13 protein-coding genes are annotated in these 18,180 nt (G+C 66.5%); 6 read left to right on the top strand and 7 right to left on the bottom strand.

Annotated elements, in window-relative coordinates; genetic code table 11:
- Window positions 1-34: 34 nt before the first annotated feature.
- Together J5M86_RS13095 and J5M86_RS13090 are read left to right on the top strand one after the other, a co-directional pair.
- Window positions 35-865, top strand: coding sequence for an aldo/keto reductase (locus J5M86_RS13095; RefSeq protein WP_188059026.1), 831 nt, complete (start codon window positions 35-37; stop codon window positions 863-865).
- Between the two features lie 260 nt (window positions 866-1,125).
- Window positions 1,126-1,641: a DinB family protein gene (locus J5M86_RS13090; RefSeq protein WP_188059027.1), complete on the top strand. Its 516-nt coding sequence runs from the start codon at window positions 1,126-1,128 to the stop codon at window positions 1,639-1,641.
- Here the strand turns inward: J5M86_RS13090 and J5M86_RS13085 are convergent.
- On the bottom strand, window positions 1,632-2,354 hold the full coding sequence (locus J5M86_RS13085) for a transporter substrate-binding domain-containing protein (protein ID WP_244328365.1): 723 nt from the start codon (window positions 2,352-2,354) through the stop codon (window positions 1,632-1,634). The genes J5M86_RS13090 and J5M86_RS13085 overlap by 10 nt on opposite strands.
- A 19-nt stretch (window positions 2,355-2,373) precedes the next feature.
- Between J5M86_RS13085 and J5M86_RS13080 the strand changes: the two genes are divergently transcribed.
- The 3 genes from J5M86_RS13080 (at window position 2,374) to J5M86_RS13070 (ending at window position 4,956) form a co-directional block, all read left to right on the top strand.
- On the top strand, window positions 2,374-3,411 hold the full coding sequence (locus tag J5M86_RS13080) for a hypothetical protein (protein WP_188059029.1): 1,038 nt from the start codon (window positions 2,374-2,376) through the stop codon (window positions 3,409-3,411).
- Between the two features lie 57 nt (window positions 3,412-3,468).
- Window positions 3,469-4,503 (top strand): N-acetyltransferase, encoded by a 1,035-nt coding sequence (locus J5M86_RS13075; protein WP_188059030.1) that lies wholly within the window; start codon window positions 3,469-3,471, stop codon window positions 4,501-4,503.
- An 84-nt stretch (window positions 4,504-4,587) separates the two neighbouring features.
- Window positions 4,588-4,956 (top strand): hypothetical protein, encoded by a 369-nt coding sequence (locus J5M86_RS13070; RefSeq protein WP_188059031.1) that lies wholly within the window; start codon window positions 4,588-4,590, stop codon window positions 4,954-4,956.
- 295 nt (window positions 4,957-5,251) lie between these two features.
- Here J5M86_RS13070 and J5M86_RS13065 read toward each other — a convergent pair whose 3' ends face one another.
- From J5M86_RS13065 to J5M86_RS13045, 5 genes are all read right to left on the bottom strand, one after another.
- Window positions 5,252-7,261, bottom strand: coding sequence for a VWA domain-containing protein (locus J5M86_RS13065; RefSeq protein WP_188059032.1), 2,010 nt, complete (start codon window positions 7,259-7,261; stop codon window positions 5,252-5,254).
- Window positions 7,262-7,274: 13 nt separating this feature from the next.
- The gene (locus J5M86_RS13060; RefSeq protein WP_188059033.1) at window positions 7,275-8,663 is read right to left on the bottom strand and encodes an ATP-binding protein; all 1,389 of its coding nucleotides are present in this window, start codon (window positions 8,661-8,663) and stop codon (window positions 7,275-7,277) included.
- A gap of 103 nt (window positions 8,664-8,766) precedes the next feature.
- Window positions 8,767-9,654 carry a 3-hydroxyacyl-CoA dehydrogenase family protein gene (locus J5M86_RS13055; protein ID WP_188059034.1) on the bottom strand — a complete coding sequence of 296 codons (888 nt, stop codon included), beginning with the start codon at window positions 9,652-9,654 and terminating at the stop codon, window positions 8,767-8,769.
- Window positions 9,655-9,751: 97 nt separating this feature from the next.
- Window positions 9,752-10,333 (bottom strand): hypothetical protein, encoded by a 582-nt coding sequence (locus tag J5M86_RS13050; protein ID WP_188059035.1) that lies wholly within the window; start codon window positions 10,331-10,333, stop codon window positions 9,752-9,754.
- A gap of 286 nt (window positions 10,334-10,619) precedes the next feature.
- On the bottom strand, window positions 10,620-12,335 hold the full coding sequence (locus tag J5M86_RS13045; RefSeq protein ID WP_188059036.1) for an HNH endonuclease signature motif containing protein: 1,716 nt from the start codon (window positions 12,333-12,335) through the stop codon (window positions 10,620-10,622).
- 336 nt (window positions 12,336-12,671) lie between these two features.
- Here J5M86_RS13045 and purL point away from each other — a divergent pair, with 336 nt between their 5' ends.
- Window positions 12,672-16,514 carry a phosphoribosylformylglycinamidine synthase gene (gene purL, locus J5M86_RS13040; RefSeq protein WP_188059037.1) on the top strand — a complete coding sequence of 1,281 codons (3,843 nt, stop codon included), beginning with the start codon at window positions 12,672-12,674 and terminating at the stop codon, window positions 16,512-16,514.
- Here purL and J5M86_RS13035 read toward each other — a convergent pair whose 3' ends face one another.
- Window positions 16,515-18,149, bottom strand: coding sequence for a serine/threonine-protein kinase (locus J5M86_RS13035; protein WP_188059038.1), 1,635 nt, complete (start codon window positions 18,147-18,149; stop codon window positions 16,515-16,517).
- Window positions 18,150-18,180 lie beyond the last annotated feature (31 nt).

The following is an 18,180-nucleotide window of genomic DNA, read 5'->3' as shown; positions in this document are numbered from 1 at the left end:
TGTATGTGACCCGGTCGCAAGCAACAGTGGACGCATGACGACTTACACCTTGAACGACGGCACGACCGTGCCCGCGATCGGCTTCGGCACCTACCCGCTCAAGGGCGACGAGGGCGTGACGGCCTTGGTGAGTGCGCTCGACACCGGCTACACCTACCTCGACACCGCGGTGAACTACGAGAACGAGGCGGAGGTCGGCAAGGCGCTCGCCGACTCCGACATGCCGCGCGACGACGTCCAGATCGCCACCAAGATCCCAGGACGCTTCCACGCCAAAGACCTTGCCGCGCAATCACTTCGGGATTCGGCGGAGCGGCTGGGTGTCGACCGCATCGACGTCGGTCTCATCCACTGGCCGAACCCGAGCGTCAACCTCTACCTCGAGGCATGGCAGGCGCTGGTCGAGGCGCAGCAGACCGGCCTGGTCACCACGATCGGTGTTTCCAACTTCACCGCTGACCACCTGCGCCGCATCATCGAGGCGACCGGTGTGACCCCGGCCATCAACCAGATCGAGGTGCACCCCTACCTCCCGCAGGAGGAGATGCTCGCGGTCAACAAGGAGTTGGGCATTCTCACCCAGGCGTGGAGTCCGCTGGGCAAGGGGCAGGCGCCGTACGAGGAGGAGCCGGTGGCCGCTGCCGCTGCGGCTCACAACGTGACGCCGGCCCAGGTGATCCTGCGCTGGCACGTGCAGCGCGCGGTCATGCCGCTGCCGAAATCGGCCACTCCGTCACGCCAGAAGGAGAACCTCGAGGTCTTCGGTTTCGAGCTCGACTCCTCGCAGATGGCTGCGATCACCGGTCTCGGCAAGCCCGACGGACGCCTCTTCGGCGGCGACCCCAACACCCACGAGGAGCAGTAGTCATCGCTGGATGAACGCGGTGCCTTAACCCGGTGACCCTTCGCTGCGATCCGCGCACCCTCAGCGTCCGGCGAGCAACTTGTTGACCAACCGGTTGGCGCCGGTGACGAGGACGTTCTTGCGTGCGGTCATGAGTGGTTCTTGTCAGCGGGGTTTGGGCTCAAGTTACCGGCGAGTTGGGTGCGCGCGGAGCGAAACGGCGCAAGGTGTCGGATGAATATTCGGTCGCGGTCGGCCACTGAACGCGGCACCGTTGAGCCATGACATCCGAACGAGTGCGCCCGCCATTCGACGCCGACGAACGCACCCAGCTGATGGGCTGGTACCAACTGCAGCGCGACATCGTCGCCCTGAAATGTGAGGGCCTCACCAACGAACAAGCTCACCAGGTGGTGATTCCGACCTCGCCCTTGATGACGATCGCGGGTGTGTTGTCGCATCTGCGCTGGGTGGAACACACGTGGTTCCAGATCGCGTTCACCGGCGACGACCCGATCGGCAGCCCGGCTTTCTCGGAGAAGGTCGACGATCTCGACTTCATGGTGGAAGGTCGCGAACTGGAGCAGCTACTGCGCGAATACCGGCGGGAGTGCGATGCCTCCGACCGCGTGATCGCCGCCGCTTCGCTCGATGATCTCGGACGCTTCGACGGTTTCCTAGCTGGGCACGCCAGCCTGCGCTGGATGATCCTGCACATGATCGAGGAGACCGCCCGCCACGCCGGTCAGCTCGACATCATCCGCGAACTGATCGACGGCGAGACCGGCTACTTCTGAGCCGCTGGCGCTACCCGAACGCCACCCTGACCGCTGCGCTCGAGCGACTGCGCGACGAAGCCATCTGCCTTCAGCTCCTCGACCACCTCGGTCACCCAGGTGAGCGTCTCGGCTGACACCGAACGCGGGACGGCGACCGCTTGCCGGATCTGCATGAATGCCTCGTCGATGAGTCGCTGCCCGTCATGGGTGTCGACGAATGTCGTTGCGGGCTGGCGGATTCCGGCGCCCGCTTCGAGGCTCTGCTCGAGGTAGACGTCCACGCCTTCGGCTCCACGCACGAGTTCGGCGTGTTCCAGCGTCCGGGTGAGGAAGAGGTCGTAGGCCGAGCCCTCCTTCACCCCGATACGGACGCCAGGCGCATCGACGTCCGCGACCGTCCGGAGTGCGCTCTCGGTGGGCACCACGTACACGCCTTCGATGAGCGCGTACGGCTTGGTGAACCCCACCTGATCGGCACGCGCGGGCTCGATCGCCATGAATCCCAGCGTCGCGGCGCCGGTGACCAGCGCCTCGAAGGACTTCCGCGCGGCGTCGAAGCAGACGAACTCGACCGGTACGTCCAGCCGTCCTGCGATCTGGCGGGCGAGATCGACGGTGACACCGGAGGGGGAGACGGAATCTCCCTGGGCCAGCACAGGATTGCCGAGATTGATCGATGCGTGGAGGACGCCGTCCGGGGCGAGGTCGGTACGAATCGCGCTGAGGTTCACGCGACACAGACTAGGCGCGATGCCTGAAACGGTTGATACTTCCGGCATGGCCAGCGACTGGGTATCGCCCTCGGAATGGATCGCGTCGGCACGTGGCAGACAGGCCGCTGGCGACATCGACGGTGCATACGCCGATTACGAGAAGGCATGGAACATCAACACCTACGACCAGTCGTGGGATCAGTCGGACGCGGCCCATGCAGCCGGTCTGATGATGAAACAGCAGCGGCGTTGGCGGGAGGCACTCACCGCCTTCGACGAGGTGATCTCGATCGGCGACAAGCACTGGGACGAGGCACACTTCCACCGCGCGGTCATTCTGCGTGACACCGACGAGGACCCGTACTGGTACCTGGATGACGACAGTAGGAAGCCGGACCGGCACGGAGAAATGGTGACCGGATTCAGGATGGGTTTGCGCAGCAGTGACCCGGGTGTGGTGACGGACGCTCGCGAGGCGCTGAAGGCATTGGGGGAGGAGGTGCCCGCCCCGAATGCGTACACGTTGGCTCGCACTGATCCGTCCGCAGCAGCCGAGATCTTCAGCCGCGAACTCGAAGACGGTGACCCGCCTGCTGCGCGGAATGCGGCCTGGCAGTTGTTCGCGCTGCGACGTTACGAAGGCCGGCATGACATGGCGGTCGTATGTGCGCGTCAGGCGATCCGTCTCGATCCGCCGGAGGCCGCCACCTCCGGCCGCTTCCAACGGTTGGCCGATGCGTTGTACTCGGACGGTTCCGTTGGTGCTGCCCTCATCGCCATCGACGCCGCGATCGCGGAGGCCAACTTCGTGCATGAGCCAGCTGCTTGGCGGCTGCGTGCCCGACTCCAAGAAACGCTGGGGCAATCAGAGGAAGCCGTGGCAAGTCGTGAGCAGGCGTCGCGCGTCGACGACGGCAGCGAGCCGCTCCCGGAGGAACCGACCTTGCCGATGCTGGCGAGCTATCAACTGGCCAATCCGCGGGTGGAGCAGATCCTCGCGGCGACCGAGGCTGGTTCGCCTGTGGCTCCGAACAGAACGGAGCGCAGAGGACTCTTCGGACGCCAGCGCCGCTAGCTCGGAGGATCTGGCCGTCGCCGCATTCTTGGGGCCGGCAGATGAAAAGGTGGAGCCATGAGCGAAACCGAACTGACCATCGAGGGTCTGCCACAGGGTTGGCAGGCGCGCGTGCCCGGGGCCGATGACATCGATGCGATCGTCGAACTCGTTGCGGCACATCGGGAACGGGTGGGTCGAGCAGGTTCGGTGGATGCTCCGATGATCCAGGCGCAGCTCACCGGCGTCGGGTCGTGGACTCGGCGGCAGCTGGTGGTCGACGATGAGCACGACCGCCTCGTAGCGTGGTTGTCGGTGCACGACCGGGCCGCCGGGCGCACCGTCGTCGAGCCCGAGATCAGCGTCGAGCTTCCGGACGACCTGGCTGATCAACTCGCAGACTGCCTCTTCGACGCCGGTCGCCGTTTCGCGATCGAGATCGACACCCTGCGCCGGCTCCGCTCGATCCTGCTCGACGCGCACGCGTACTCGGTGGACGAGCGGCAGCAGCGCTGGTTGGATCGGGCAGGTTACGAGAAGGTGCGCACTTGGTGGCACATGTCGCGGCCGGTGACCTCCGAGGAGGCTGAGACGCTGCCCGGCGCGCGCGAGGGCGTGACCGTCCGCCGGGTGGAGGTGCACGAGGACGGCATGCCGGTGGCACAGGACCTGCAGACCGTGCACCGGTTGCTCGAGGAGTCGTTCCAGGATCACTTCAGTTCGTATCGCGAGAGCTTCCCGGAGTTCGTGATGCGGTTGCGAGAAGACCCCGGGCACCGTTGGGATCACTGGTGGTTGGCCATGATCGACCAGGACGGTGAGCAGCTCCCGGCGGGTGCGGTGGTCGCTTCCGTCAGCCCGCCTGATGCCGACGGCGTGCAAGGCAGCTACATCGACTACATCGGGGTGCATCGCCGAGCGCGTGGCCACGGAGTGGCGAAGGCATTGCTGCACACGGTGATTGCCGACGCCGCCGAGCGTGGCCGTAACCGGGTCGGCCTGGAGGTCGACGCCGACTCGCCGACCGGGGCCGAGGGGCTCTACACCTCGATGGGTTGGAGCACCACCTACGAATCGCAGTCGTGGCATCAGCAGCTCGACCTGGCGCGCTGATTCCGCTGATTCGGTCGCACATCCGAGGCCGTGCGGCCGTGCACGACCTAGACTGAAGACGTCCGATCGGCGGAGGGAGCAGCCATGACAGCGCTGGCCATCGTCCTGATCATGATCGCGTCTGTTTACGTGTTCGGCCTGCTGTTCGCCGTCGTCGTCGCCGCGATGAAGCTGTCGGAAGATTCGGCCCTTCAACGGCATGAGGCTTGGCGCCAGATGCGCCGCTCACCCATCTGGCCCGTCGACGAATTCCGCCGGCAGCGCGCCGAGTACGTCACGAGCAAGCACCTCGCGAATATCGAGCAGTCCGAGCTCATCCTGAAGAAGCTGAAGCAGGTCGAACAAGCCCAGCGCCGCAACCTGCAGACCTGGGCCGACGCCGCGAACGCTCAGGCGCGGTTGCAGGAAGTCGCGAAGCCGGACAGCACCAACACCATCGCGCCGGACAAGTAAGCAGAGCGTCCCGCCCGTACGCCGCCATGGCACTGCTTGGACCGCTGACTGACGAAGGAAGTCCACGCGTCGAAACGTCGTGAGGTGCGCGGACTTGCCTGTCGCGGTCAGCCTGATTGATCGTCGCGGCGGGTTTCGACTCCTGCGGCTTCGTTCCTCAGCAGCAGGGCTCAGCCAGTGGTTCCGCAGCAGTAGGGCTCAACCAGCGGTTTCTCAGTAGCAGGGTTCAAACGCCGGTGATGGTTGTTCCGCGCGCGTGCTCACCCCCGCGACCGCACCGTCCACCCGACGCCGGTCAGGCCCACCAGCCTCGACCGAAGCCGTATTCGCCGGCGAGGTCGTGCGGGAGGTCGGCGCGGGAGCCCAGGAAGGAACCGACCACGGCGCTGCCCAGGTCGTCCAGGTCGGGGGTGACCACGCGGCCATCGACGCGACGGGCGAGTTCGCCGAGGAAGCGACCGAGGCCGGGGTCGTCGCCGAGTTGGAAGAACGTGGTCTGGGCGCCGATGCGTCCTGCGGTGTCGAGCTCGCGGACGGTCGCGGCGATCGTGTACGGGTGCGGTGGATAGTCGAAGAAGGAGTGACCATCGCGCTCCAGGTGAGCGGTCGGCTCACCGTCGGTCACGATCAGCAGCACCGGCTGCGCGTTGGGTTGCTTGCGGAAGAAGCGGTTGGCCAGCAGCAGTCCGTGGTGCAGGTTGGTGCCCTTGAACTGCATGCCCGAAAGGCCCGTGAGCTCTTCAATGCCCATCACTTCGGCATGCCGTCCGAAGCCGACGAGCTGCAAGTGATCCCCGCGGAATCGGGTGGAGATCAGTTGGTGGAGAGCAAGAGCCGTGCGCTTCATGGGCACCCAGCGGCCCGCCCGGATCATCGAGTACGACGTGTCGACCAGCAGCACCACCGCTGCCTGGGTGCGCGCCTCGGTCTCGCTGACTTCGATGTCGTTAATCTCGATCCGGACGCCGCCGCGTGCTGAGGCTCCATCGGCGACGGTGCGCCGGACGGCGTTGGTGATCGTGCGGTTGACGTCCCACGACTGGGTGTCGCCGAACTCCCATTGACGGGTCGAGCCGGTCAGCTCGCCGGCGGCTCCGGCCCGTCGCATGTCGCGGTCGCCTGACCGTCCGGACATGCGATCGGCCACGTCACGCAGCAGGGTCTTTCCCAGCTGCCGCATGGCCCGCGGCGAGAGCCGCAGCGCGCCGTCCGAACCCTTGGTGAGATAGCCGCTGTCGCGTAGCTCGCGTTCGAGTTGGGCGAGGGTGCGTGCGTCGACGGCAGCTTCGGGTCCGAGCTGTTGTGCAAGTGAGTCGAGGTCGAGGTCGTCCATGCTGGCGCCCGGGCGGTCCTGATCGAGTTGCTCAGCGATGCTGTCGAGATCAGCGAGATCCTGCAGTGCGCCGGTGCCGTCGCCCAGCCCCAGACCGTCCTGACCCTCGAAGCCTTCCTGCGAGCCGCCCCAGTCCTCACCCGGACGCAATGCCTGCAGGTTGCTGTCGAGCTGCGACAGCTGGTCCATCAGGTCGGGGGATCCGAACGCCTGCTGCGCGAGCTCCATGAGTTCCTCGCGCTGCTCCGGGCTCATCGAGTTGAGCATCCGTTGCGCCGCGGCGGCGCGAGCTGCCATGGCGTCCAACAGTTCGTCGAGGTTCTGCGGGTTCTCGGGGAAGTACTCGCCGTGCTTGGCCATGAAGTCGGCGAAATCCTGATCGGTGTCCTCACCTGCTGCTCGCTTGGCCAGCAGCTCGTTCAGGTCACGCAGCATCGCAGCGACTGCCGCTCGATCCTCGTCCGTCGCCGATTGGAGCGCCTGCTTCATGCCCGCGAAACGTTGGTCCAACATCTCGCGGCCAAGCAGATCCTTGATCTGCTCGTAGTGCTCGCGGGCGTCGGCCGAACGCCACTGGTAGTCGGCGAGTTCGGTGACCGCCTGCGCGGGGGACGATGGCAGGTTCTCCATCCGCATTTCCCCGAAGCGGGCGTCGTCGTCCAAGTCTCGGGCGAGGCGCTTGCGTTCTTCCAGCACGGCCTTGTCGAGCAGTTCCTTCACCTGCTGCAGGGTGCCGTTCAGGTTGTGACGGGCCAGGATCTCTTCTCTGCGTTGCGCGACCTGCTGGCGTAGTTCGTCCAGCCCGCGCTGGCGCTCGCTGCCCCGGCGCAGGTATTCGCGCATCGCTTGTTCGGGGGAGTAACCGGCCATCACGTCCTCGCCGATCGCTGCCAGGGCGTCGGCAAGATCGACCGGTGGGGCCAGCGGATCAGGTCCGCCGGCGTACCGGCCGTAGCTGGAGTTACTAGCCATCAGTGAATCCTGTTCAGCCGTAAATGGTTTCGCCGTCGCCTGACTGCTTGCTCACCTTGCGCACGAGATACAGCCCTTCGAGGGCGAGTTCGATCGCGCAGGCCCGTTCGCCGTCATTCGTGGCACCGATGCGCTCGGCGATGTCGTCGTAGAGCGTCGAGCCTTCCAGCCCTGGCAGCCCGGCCAGGAACTCCTTGGCGGGCACCCGCTCGCCGGTGGTGACCATGGTGCCGCTCTCGAAGGCTGCCACCAGAGGCGCGAGGTCGAGCCCGGCGAACAGATGGCGGATCGTGTCAGCGGTGGACGTACGCAGCAGGTGCTCGAGCACTGCGCGCTCCCGGCCCTCCTCGCCGACCTCGAACTCCACCTTGCCGCCGAGCACGTCCACGGCTGTTTCCAGGTCGACCACTCGGGCAACGGCGTCGTCCTCGCCGCGAATCGTCTTGCGGTGCAAGGCTGCTGCCGCGATGGTCTCGGCTCCCGCGATGGAGAAGCGGGCGGAGACACCGGAGCGTTGATCGACCGAACTCGACTCGCGCAGCGCCCGGGTGAAGCGGGCGAGGATCTCGATGAGGGGGTCGGGCACCTCCGCCACGAGGTGAGCCTCCTGCCGGATCACCGCGACCTCGTCCTCCAGCTGCACCGGGTAGTGGGTGCGGATCTCGGCACCGAAGCGATCTTTCAACGGGGTGATGATGCGGCCGCGGTTGGTGTAGTCCTCGGGGTTCGCGCTGGCCACGACGAGGACGTCCAACGGTAGGCGCAGCTGGTAGCCGCGGATCTGGATGTCGCGCTCCTCCATCACGTTGAGCATCGCCACCTGGATGCGCTCGGCGAGGTCGGGCAACTCGTTGATCGCGACGATGCCGCGGTGGGCGCGCGGGATGAGCCCGAAGTGAATCGTCTCCGGGTCGCCCAGGCTGCGGCCCTCGGCCACCTTCATCGGGTCGACGTCACCGATCAGGTCGGCGACGGAGGTGTCGGGCGTGGCGAGCTTCTCGCTGTAGCGCTCGTCGCGGTGCCGCCACACGACGGGAAGCTCGTCGCCGAGTTCGGCCGCGCGTCGCTTCGACGACTCGGTGATCGGGTCGAAGGGGTGCTCGCCGAGCTCCGAATCGGCGATGACGGGCGTCCACTCGTCCAGCAGGCCGGCGAGCGTGCGGAGGATGCGGGTTTTGCCCTGGCCGCGTTCGCCGAGCAGGACGATGTCGTGCCCGGCGATGAGCGCACGCTCCAGTTGCGGAATCACGGTGTCGTCGAGGCCGTGCAGGCCCGGCCACGGGTCGCGGCCTTCGGCGAGAGCGGCGAGCAGGTTGTCGCGCACCTCGTCGCGCAGGTGCTTGTGATGGTGGCCGTCCGCGCGCAGCTGGCCGACGGTGGTGGGAGCAGGTGCTGTGGTCACCGCTTCACGCTACGTCTCCCGCTTGCCGTAGGAGAAGGGATGGGTGAGGAAGGCGTGAAATCAGACCCGAATCCCGGTGCGTGGACTGCTGGATCCGAGTCGGTCAGGCCTCGCCGAGCAGGGTGCCGTCCTGCGCATAGCGATACCAGCCTTGACCCGACTTCTTGCCGAGGTGCCCGGCCTGTACTCGTTCGGTGAGGCTTTTGCTCGGTGCATCGCTCGGGTCGCCCGATTCCTCGAACCGGCCCTGCTTCGTGGCGTAACCGATGTCGAGACCGGTCATGTCCTGCAGTTCGAACGGCCCCTTCGGATGGCCGAGCGCGGTGCGGCACGCGGCGTCAATGTCGGTGATCGAGGCGTAACCACCTTCCAGTAGGAAGACCGCTTCGTCGCGAATCGCGTTGAGGATGCGATTGGCGATGAAACCGTTGATCTCCTTGTCCATGACCACCGGCTGCTTCCCGAGACGCTCGACGAGCGCGACGGCCGCGCTCACCGTGTCATCGCTGGTGTCCGGTGCTCGGACGATCTCGACGCACTTCATGACCAACGCCGGATTGAAGAAGTGGATATTGCAGACCTGCGCCGGACGCTTGGTGACCTCGGCCAAGCGCGACGGCACGTAGCTGGAGGAGTTGGACGCCAGGATCGCGTGGGTCGGGGTCAGTGCGTCGAGGCGGGTGAAGAGCTCACGTTTGACGTCGAGGTTCTCCACCGCGGCCTCAATCACCAGGTCAGCTTCCGCGGCTGCGGCTTCGAGATCAGTGGTGAGAGACAGCCGCGCGAATGCGTCGTCCCGCTCCTGCGCCGGGATGCGGCCCCGCTCGACACGCGAATCCATCAGCCCGCGCAAAGTCGACTCTGCCCGATCGAGGCCGTCCTGCGAGATGTCCTGGACGGTCACTTCGTAACCGGCCAGCGCGCACGCCATGCCGATCTGTGAACCCATCGCGCCGGCACCGATCACCAGAATCTTCTGCACCTCAGCCATGGTCGTCAGGCTAGTGACCTCGGCGGAAGCACGGCGTACAGCTCACCTGAAGATGGTCACCAGTCACACCTCGATCGGAGAGCTGACCACTCCAGCGTCAGTTCGGCACGGACGCGTGCACCACCTTGTGAAGATCGCCGATGCTCCAACGCTTGGTGTCGAGACGCACAGAAACGCCGACGCCTGGCTCGGCCAACCAGAACGCCTGGTCGTGCCCGATCCACACCGTGGTGCGGCGGACGATGGTGCGTCGATACTGCGCCTCGTCGACCGGGCGTTCCTGCCACGGCACCAGCCAGTCATGGAAGGCACGCGGTGAGGTGAGGCCTGGGGATCTGTAAACGCTGATGCTGAGATCGACGGTCCAGCCTTCTTCGTCCTCCGATTCCCAGACCTGGCTGACGACGGCGGTGTCGTCGTCGGTCGTCGACTCGAAGGTGCTCATGGCGCCGAGGCCTTGGGGCAGCTTGGCGAAGGTGATGCCGTGGATCGTGGCGCTCCGCTGGGCCATCTTGATCCCAGACTGAGATCGCTCGACGTTCAACTTCGTCGCGTTCGAAGCGCTCTTGCTGGAGCCTGGTGTGGCGGGGGCGTACGTCGCCGAGGCGACGGGCGTGGACAGGGTGATGATGGCGCCGGCGCTGACTACGGCTGCAGCTGCGCGGAAACGAAAACCCATGTGAATCTCCTTGTGTGGTTGGAAGATTCACGATGTCGGCGGACGCCGATCCGGTCCATGCTCTTCGGCCGGGCTGTGGACAACTCATGCATGATCGAAGGCTGTGGAAGACAAGCAGCGGCTTCCCTGCTGCGACCGCTGCGCGGCAATCGCAATGGATGGGATCGCGACTCTACGCGACCCAGGTCGACTACCTCGGCGGGGCTGTCGGAACCAGTTGCCCTGGCGAGAAGTCAGGAGCAGCTCGCCGATGACGCTGGGTACGCCAGCCGTCCGCGGTGACGATTCAGCCGGCCGCTTGTTCGTAGGTGGAGGCGGGGTGGGTGGTGTAGGTGTTGCCTGTGCGGGAGGTCCAGTGGCAGTCGCCGTTGTCGGTCATGGTGTAGCTCCAGATGCCCTGCGTCTTGGCGCGGTGGTGGTAGCGGCAGAGCGCGGCGAGGTTGCGGGCGGTGGTCCTGCCGGTGGGCCAGGGGGTGATGTGGTCGAGGTCGCAGCTGGTGGCGGGTCGGTCGCAGCCGGGGGCTCGGCAGCTGCCGTCGCGTTGTTCGACGTAGCGCCGTAAGGCTGGGGAGGGACGGTAGTTCGTCTCGGCGGTTTCGATGGTGATGCCGGTCTCGGCATCGATGAGGGCACGGCTCAGCTTCGCCCCGTAGGCGTTCATGAGTGCGCGGACCGCGCCGGGGTGCACGTGTCCGATGCCAGCGACGGTCGCCCACCCGACCCGGTACTGCTGGTCGGGTTCGCTTGCGCACCGTCCGGCGTCGGCAGGCCGCTCGCGTTCGTCCGCGACGAACTGAGCTGTGTGGTCACAGTGCTTGGGAGTCGTGTGGCCGTTGGGCGCTGCTGTGGTTGTTGGTGAAGCGCCTGTTTCATGGCGGTGGCAGCGGGGGTCGGGGCCGCGGGGTGCGGCGGGGTCGGCGTCCGGCGGCGGTTGCGTGCTGCTCGTGGCGTCGTTCGTGCGGGCGGACTCACCAGGCGCGCCACACCCAGGGCATGGCCGCTGGTGTTGTTGGCGGGTGACGGGCACGTGGACCATGACCTGGTAGGAGATGTCGCAGCCGGCGGTGACCAGGTCATGCAGCGCGTCGACGCGTAGTTGTCCGAGGGTCTTCTTCTGCCCGGTGGCCGGGTCGATCGGGTTGTCGCCGGTGGCGTCGCGGTGCCGGGCGAGGTGTTCGAGCGCGGCGTGGATCTCTGCGATCTGTTCGGTGGGGCCGGTGACGTGGAGTTCGGCCAGTCCGGCGATCGTGGAGGGGTAGACGTGTACGCCGGTGGCTTCCCGGACGGTTTGTTGCCGTTTGGCCCGGAGGGCGTCGGCTTCCCATTGGGCGATGAGCGCGCGGGTGGTGTTCTGTAGTTTCTGGTAGCCCCAGGTGTCCCAGCCACGCGTGGCTAACAGGTGTTGCTCGACCCGGGCCGCGGTCTCGGCGGAGGCGCACGCTGTTTCGATCGCGACCGTCTTGGCTCGCCATAGTTCGAGGTCGCCGGCGGCGCTCATCGCGAGCATGGTCGGGGTGGCCGTGGTGATCGCGGCTGCGGTGGTGAGGCGGCTGGCGGCGGCGCGGGTGGACCATTGGCAGGCGGCGGCGAGTTCGGTGTCGGCCCAGGGGGCGTGGTGTCCGAGGGGGTGTTCGGTGAACCCGGCGTACCCGGTGTCGGAGTCGATGACCGTTTCATCGATCGCCGAATACCGTGCCAACGCAATGGTCTGGGCAGCCTGGGTGACGGTCGCGGTCGTGGCGGCTTGTTTGATGACGTCTTCCAACGCGTGCCGGTCATCAGTGCTCACGGCGGCACCGGTGACCGAACATTCCTGCGAGCGGACGGCGTCGGCGTCCAGGAGGTGGTAGGCGTGGCGGGCGAGGGTTTCGGCGGCGCGCAGGAGGTCGAGCGGGTCGCCTTGTTGGGTGAGCAGACGGGTGATGGCTTGGAAGCGTGCTCGGTCAGGATCGGTCAGCGCGGCACGGAGTGTGCCGAGTGCTGAGAGCTCCGTTTCGAACATGTGTCTACTCTAGGTGTGACCGCTGACAGCCACCCGGACTCATCCACAGGACGCCCCGTCGCGACTGGTCCTAGGGCGTTACTGCGGGTTGGTGGGTGTGGATCTCACCGGGTTTCGACGCGGTGTCCTTCGTTCCTCAGGACACCGGCTCAACCAGCGAGACGGACCCCGGTTCAACAAGCGAGGTCTGGCACTGAACTATCCAGCGAGGCAGGCGCCGGCTCGTCCGGTGGGGCGGACGCCGGCGCAGGATCGCGAGAGGCATGCGCGGGCGCCCGCTGACCTGTCGATATCCTTGAAAGCCCCTCCCGGCCGGTCTCAGGAGATCCTGCATCCATGGCTTCGTCGCACGACCTTGTGTTGACCCACGTCCCGGGCGGATCCGCCCTCTCCGGCTTCCGCGCACGCGCGTTGCTCGACCGGCTGCAGCGGATCGAGCCCGGCGTCACGCGAGTCGACGCCCGCTATATCCACTGGGTCGCGAGCGACCAGCCGCTGGATGAAGACACCACCGGCGCGGTGACGCGCATCCTCACCTACGGCGAGCCATACGAAGGTCCAGGCGAAGGCACGCTTGTCGTCGTCACCCCGCGCCTGGGCACCATCTCGCCGTGGGCGTCCAAGGCGACCGACATCGTGCACAACTGCGGCATCGACATCCATCGCGTCGAGCGAGCCACCGAATACATGCTCACGGGCGAGGTCGGCGATTGGGAGGCGGTCGCTGCGCTGCTGCACGACCGCATGACCGAATCAGCCTTTGCTGACCACGACGGCGCGGCGCACCTCTTCGACGAGCGCGTGCCCGAACCCATGGAGCATGTCGACGTGCTCGGCGAGGGCAGGGCGGCCGTCGAGCGGGCCAATGTCGACTACGGTTTGGCGCTCTCGGGCGACGAGATCGACTACCTGGTCGAGGCATTCACCGGCCTGCAGCGCAACCCCACCGATGTCGAACTCATGATGTTCGCGCAGGCCAACTCCGAGCACTGCCGCCACAAGATCTTCAACGCCGACTTCATCATTGACGGTGAGCCGCAGGCCAATTCGCTCTTCGGCATGATCCGCCACACCGAGAAGGTCGCCGGTGAAGGAACGATCGTCGCCTACAAGGACAACGCCTCGATCATGCGCGGCGGTCCGGCCACTCGCTGGCTACCGACGCAGCAAGATGGCCCGTCGGCGTACGCACCGCGCGAGGACGAGGTGCATGTGCTGATGAAGGTGGAGACGCACAACCACCCGACCGCAATCAGCCCGTTCCCGGGAGCGGCCACCGGCGCAGGCGGCGAGATCCGCGACGAAGGTGCGACCGGACGCGGTTCGCAGCCCAAGGCAGGGCTCTCCGGATTCATGGTGTCCAACCTCAATCTGCCTGGTACGCAAGAGAACTGGGAATCCGAACAGTTCGGCGCTCCGGAGCACATCGCCTCGCCGCTCGACATCATGATCGACGGTCCGATCGGCGCCGCGGCGTTCAACAACGAGTTCGGACGTCCTGGGCTGGGCGGTTTCTTCCGCGTCTACGAGCAGACCGTGGACGGCATCCGCCGCGGCTATCACAAGCCGATCATGAGCGCCGGCGGCCTGGGTGCGATCAGCGCGAGCCAGACCGAGAAGGTGCGCTTCTTGGCTGGAACGCTGCTGGTGCAACTCGGTGGCCCGGGCATGCGCATCGGCATGGGCGGGGGAGCTGCGTCGTCCATGGCGTCGGGCACCAACGCCGCCGAACTCGACTTCGACTCCGTGCAGCGCGGCAACCCCGAGATCGAACGCCGCGCGCAGGAAGTGATCAACCACTGCTGGTCGATGGGCGAGGCCAACCCAGTGCTCGCAATCCACGACGTCGGCGCGGGCGGACTGTCGAATGCCTTCCCCGAACTCGTCGACGACGCCGGTCTCGGAGCCCGGTTCGACCTGTCTGCGGTGCCGCTGGAGGAGTCGGGCCTGGCGCCGAAGGAGATCTGGTGCAACGAATCGCAGGAGCGCTATGTGATTGCGCTCCAGGCAGATTCGCTGGACGAGTTTGCTGCGTTGTGTGAGCGTGAGCGCTGCCCGTACGCCGTCGTCGGAGTTGCGCGCGACGACGCCCAACTGGTGCTCGCACCCGGTGCGGAGGACGAAGCAGGTGACGACCGCCCGATCGACATGCCGCTGGAGGTGCTGCTCGGCAAGCCCCCGAGGATGACCCGGGACGACCGGCGCGTGCAGCGCGCGACCGAAGCCCTCGATGAGCAGAAGTTCCAACTGCGTGACAGTGCGTACGCGGTCCTTCGTCACCCCAGCGTGGCGTCGAAGCGCTTCCTGATCACCATCGGTGACCGCAGCGTCGGCGGTTTGACTCATCGTGACCAAATGGTGGGTCCGTGGCAGGTGCCTGTGGCCGATGTCGCCGTCACCCTCAGTGACTTCCGCGGCCTGGCCGGTCAGGCGATGTCCAGCGGAGAACGGAGCCCGCTGGCGTCCGTCGATGCCCCCGCCTCCGGACGCATGGCGGTGGGTGAATCGATCACCAACCTGCTCGCAGCGCCCATCACCTTGCGCGGAATCAAGTTGTCCTGCAACTGGATGGCTGCGTGCGGCGAGGACGGTGAGGACGCAGCGCTCTTCGACACCGTGCACGCCGTGGCGATGGAGCTGTGCCCGGCGCTCGGCATCTCGGTGCCGGTCGGCAAGGACTCCCTGTCGATGCGCACCAAGTGGGACGACAAGCAGGTGACCTCGCCGGTGACGCTGGTCGTTTCCGCCTTTGCGTCGCTCCCGGACGTCACCGGCACGCTCACCCCGCAGCTGCGCGGCGGCGAGACCACCTTGTTGCTGGTCGACCTCGGCGCTGGCAAGAACCGCCTCGGCGGCTCGATGCTCGCTCAGGTGAACGGCGAGTTCGGTGGCGAGGTGCCCGACCTCGACGATCCGCAGCGCCTGGTCGACCTGGTCGACGGAGTGAATGCGTTGCGCGCCAAGGGCATTGCGCTCAGTTACCACGACCGGTCGGACGGCGGGCTCTGGGCAGCAGCCTGCGAGATGGCCTTCGCGGGGCAGATCGGCCTCGACATCGAGGTGCCGTCACGAGGCGCGCTGTTCAGCGAAGAGCTCGGCGCCTTGATCGAGGTGCCGACCGACCGCGTCCAGGAAGCGCTGGACTCGTTCGGTGAGCTGGCGTCCGTGGTCGCAAAGCCGAACAGCGACAAGCGGATTCGCGTCCAGGTCGCCGATGAAGACGCGATCGACGAGCCGCTGTACGACCTCATGCAGGTCTGGGACGAGGTGTCGTGGCGGATCGCGGCGCTGCGCGACAACCCTGAGTGTGCCGACGAGGAGCACGCAGCGGCCGGCGCCGGCGACAACGCGCTCGTCGTGCAGCCTTCCTTCGACCCCGCCGACGATGTCACCGCGCCGTATCTCAACCTTGGGGCGCGTCCGAAGGTCGCGATCCTGCGCGAGCAGGGCGTCAACTCGCACGTTGAGACCTCGTTCGCCTTCGACCGCGCAGGGTTCGAGACCTATGACGTCCACATGACCGATCTCCAAGCCGGCCGGTTCGACCTCGCGGACGTCGCCGGACTTGTCGCTTGTGGCGGCTTCTCGTATGGAGACACTCTCGGCGCCGGCGAGGGCTGGGCTCGGTCGGTGCTGTTCAATCCTGCTCTGACAGAAGCCTTCTCGAGCTTCTTCCACCGCAATGACACCTTCGGTCTCGGCATCTGCAACGGCTGCCAGATGTTCGCCGCGCTGGCCGATCTCATCCCTGGCGCGGACGCTTGGCCGCGCTTCACCCGCAACCGTTCCGAGCAGTACGAGGCCCGGCTCTCGCAGGTGGAGGTGCTCGACAGTCCGTCGATCTTCTTCACCGGCATGGAGGGTTCGCGGTTGCCGATCGCCGTCGCGCACGGCGAGGGTTTCGCCAACTTCTCAGCTCGCGGCGATGCCGACGCCGTGCACCGCGCGGCGCGATACATCGACGGTGCGGGCCGGCCGGCGCGCACGTATCCGTTGAACCCCAACGGTTCTCCGGACGGCCTCACGGCAGTGACGACGCCGGACGGCCGGTTCACCGCGATGATGCCGCACCCCGAGCGGGTGCAGCGCAATGTGCAAATGAGCTGGACCGACGGCCCGATCGACCAGCCCAGCCCGTGGCTGCGGATGTTCCGCAACGCACGGGTCTGGGTTGACTGATCAGTTGACGGCTCGCCGACCTGTACCGGACGCGTCGGAGACGTAGTAGCACTGCGTGCCGTCGGCATTCCAACGGTAGAAGTGTCCTTCCGGGTGCGATCGGTCGAGGTACTTGGCGTAAGGCGAAGCGGCGGTCGAGTTGGAGTAGGGCTTCAGCGTGGCGCACAACGACTGCTCATCTAGGTTGCCGACGTCGAAGTAGACGGCGTAGATCTGCTTTCCGTCTTTGGTCGAGCGCAGTGAAGTGCACGAAGGATCAGGCTTGAGGTAGGAAGCGCCCGGCCACTGGGTGAGGGCGGCTTCGATCTGCCGCTGCTGCGATGTACGGGAATTGGTCACCGCGTTGTAGACGAGGACGACCGCTCGCCCGTCACAGGCCGGGCTGGAGATCGTGGTGCTCAAGCCAAGGTCTCCCGCCGCAGCCGCAGATACAGAAGTGGTTTCTGAAGTGTCCGTCGTTCGCTCTCCAGTAGGCGTAGATGTCGCGGGGGTGTTGGTCGAAGGGTTGGCCGTCGCCGTCGCCGTCGCCGTCGCCGTAGACGGGTCAGCTGGCTCGGCGCCAGAGGTGGCGGCCTCGGCTCGAGAAGCTCCGACTGCGGATCCCGCGCTGTCGCGGTCACCCAGCACCATCCAGCCGCCGATCGAAGCAGCGACGACGATCGCCGCCGCAGCGGCAATCCAGGGCACTACAGATTTGTGCCGCCCAGGGGAGCTATGCATGGGTTCAATCGACGTAGGGCGCGCAGCCGTCATCGTGGCCGCACCGGCGGTTGAGCGAACGGCGGTGGCGGCTGTCGTCGACCGGTCGTTCAGCGCCTCGTCGAGTGCCGTGACGAATGCTCCGGCGGAGCTCCAGCGCTGGGCAGGATCGATGGCGAGTCCTCTTTGCAGTACGCCATCCACGGCCGGCGCGAGGTCGGGCCGGCTGGTGCGCACAGACGGTCGATTCACGGCCAAGTGCGAACCGATCACGGCCGATGTCGTCGGTCCGGAAAAGGCGCGCTGACCGGTCAGCATCTCGTAGACCGCGCACGCAAAGCTGTAGAGATCACTCGCCGGAGTCGAGAACGCGCCGTCGATCTGTTCGGGCGAGATGTACGGCATCGAACCAATCACCATGCCCGTACCAGTCATCGCCTGCCCGTCGTCGAGAGCTCGGGCGATTCCGAAGTCGGTGACCACCGCGGCCGGTTGCCCTGACCGTGGAAGCAAGATGTTGGCAGGCTTGATGTCACGGTGCACGACTCCGCGACCATGCGCATGGTCGAGCGCACTAGCAACGACGGACGCGATGGTGATCACCTCGGACTCGGGTAGGCGGCCCAGGCGTTGAAGGCGATCGCCCAGGTCTTCGCCGTCGACGTAGCGCATCGCAATCCACAGCCGCCCCTCGTCCTCGCCGCGATCCAGGACGTCGACGATTCCCGGGTGTTCGAGGCGGGCCGCGGTCTCGGCCTCACGGAGAAATCGCTTCTGCTCGTCTGCGCCCGACGCCAGTCCAGGACGCAGCACCTTGACAGCCACTTGCCGGGGAAGTCGAGGATGTTCGGCGAGCCAGACCTGGCCCATTCCACCCTCGCCGATCAATCGGATCAGGCGGAAGCCGCCGATGAACTGGGGCTGGGGTTGTTGCATGGGATTCCTGTCGCCGTGCCGCTCTGCGGGG

This window comes from Yimella sp. cx-51, from assembly GCF_017654605.1.
GTDB lineage: Bacteria > Actinomycetota > Actinomycetes > Actinomycetales > Dermatophilaceae > Yimella.
The sequence above is the reverse complement of the archived record's forward strand: the minus strand, read 5'-3'. Positions and strand labels throughout refer to the sequence as shown.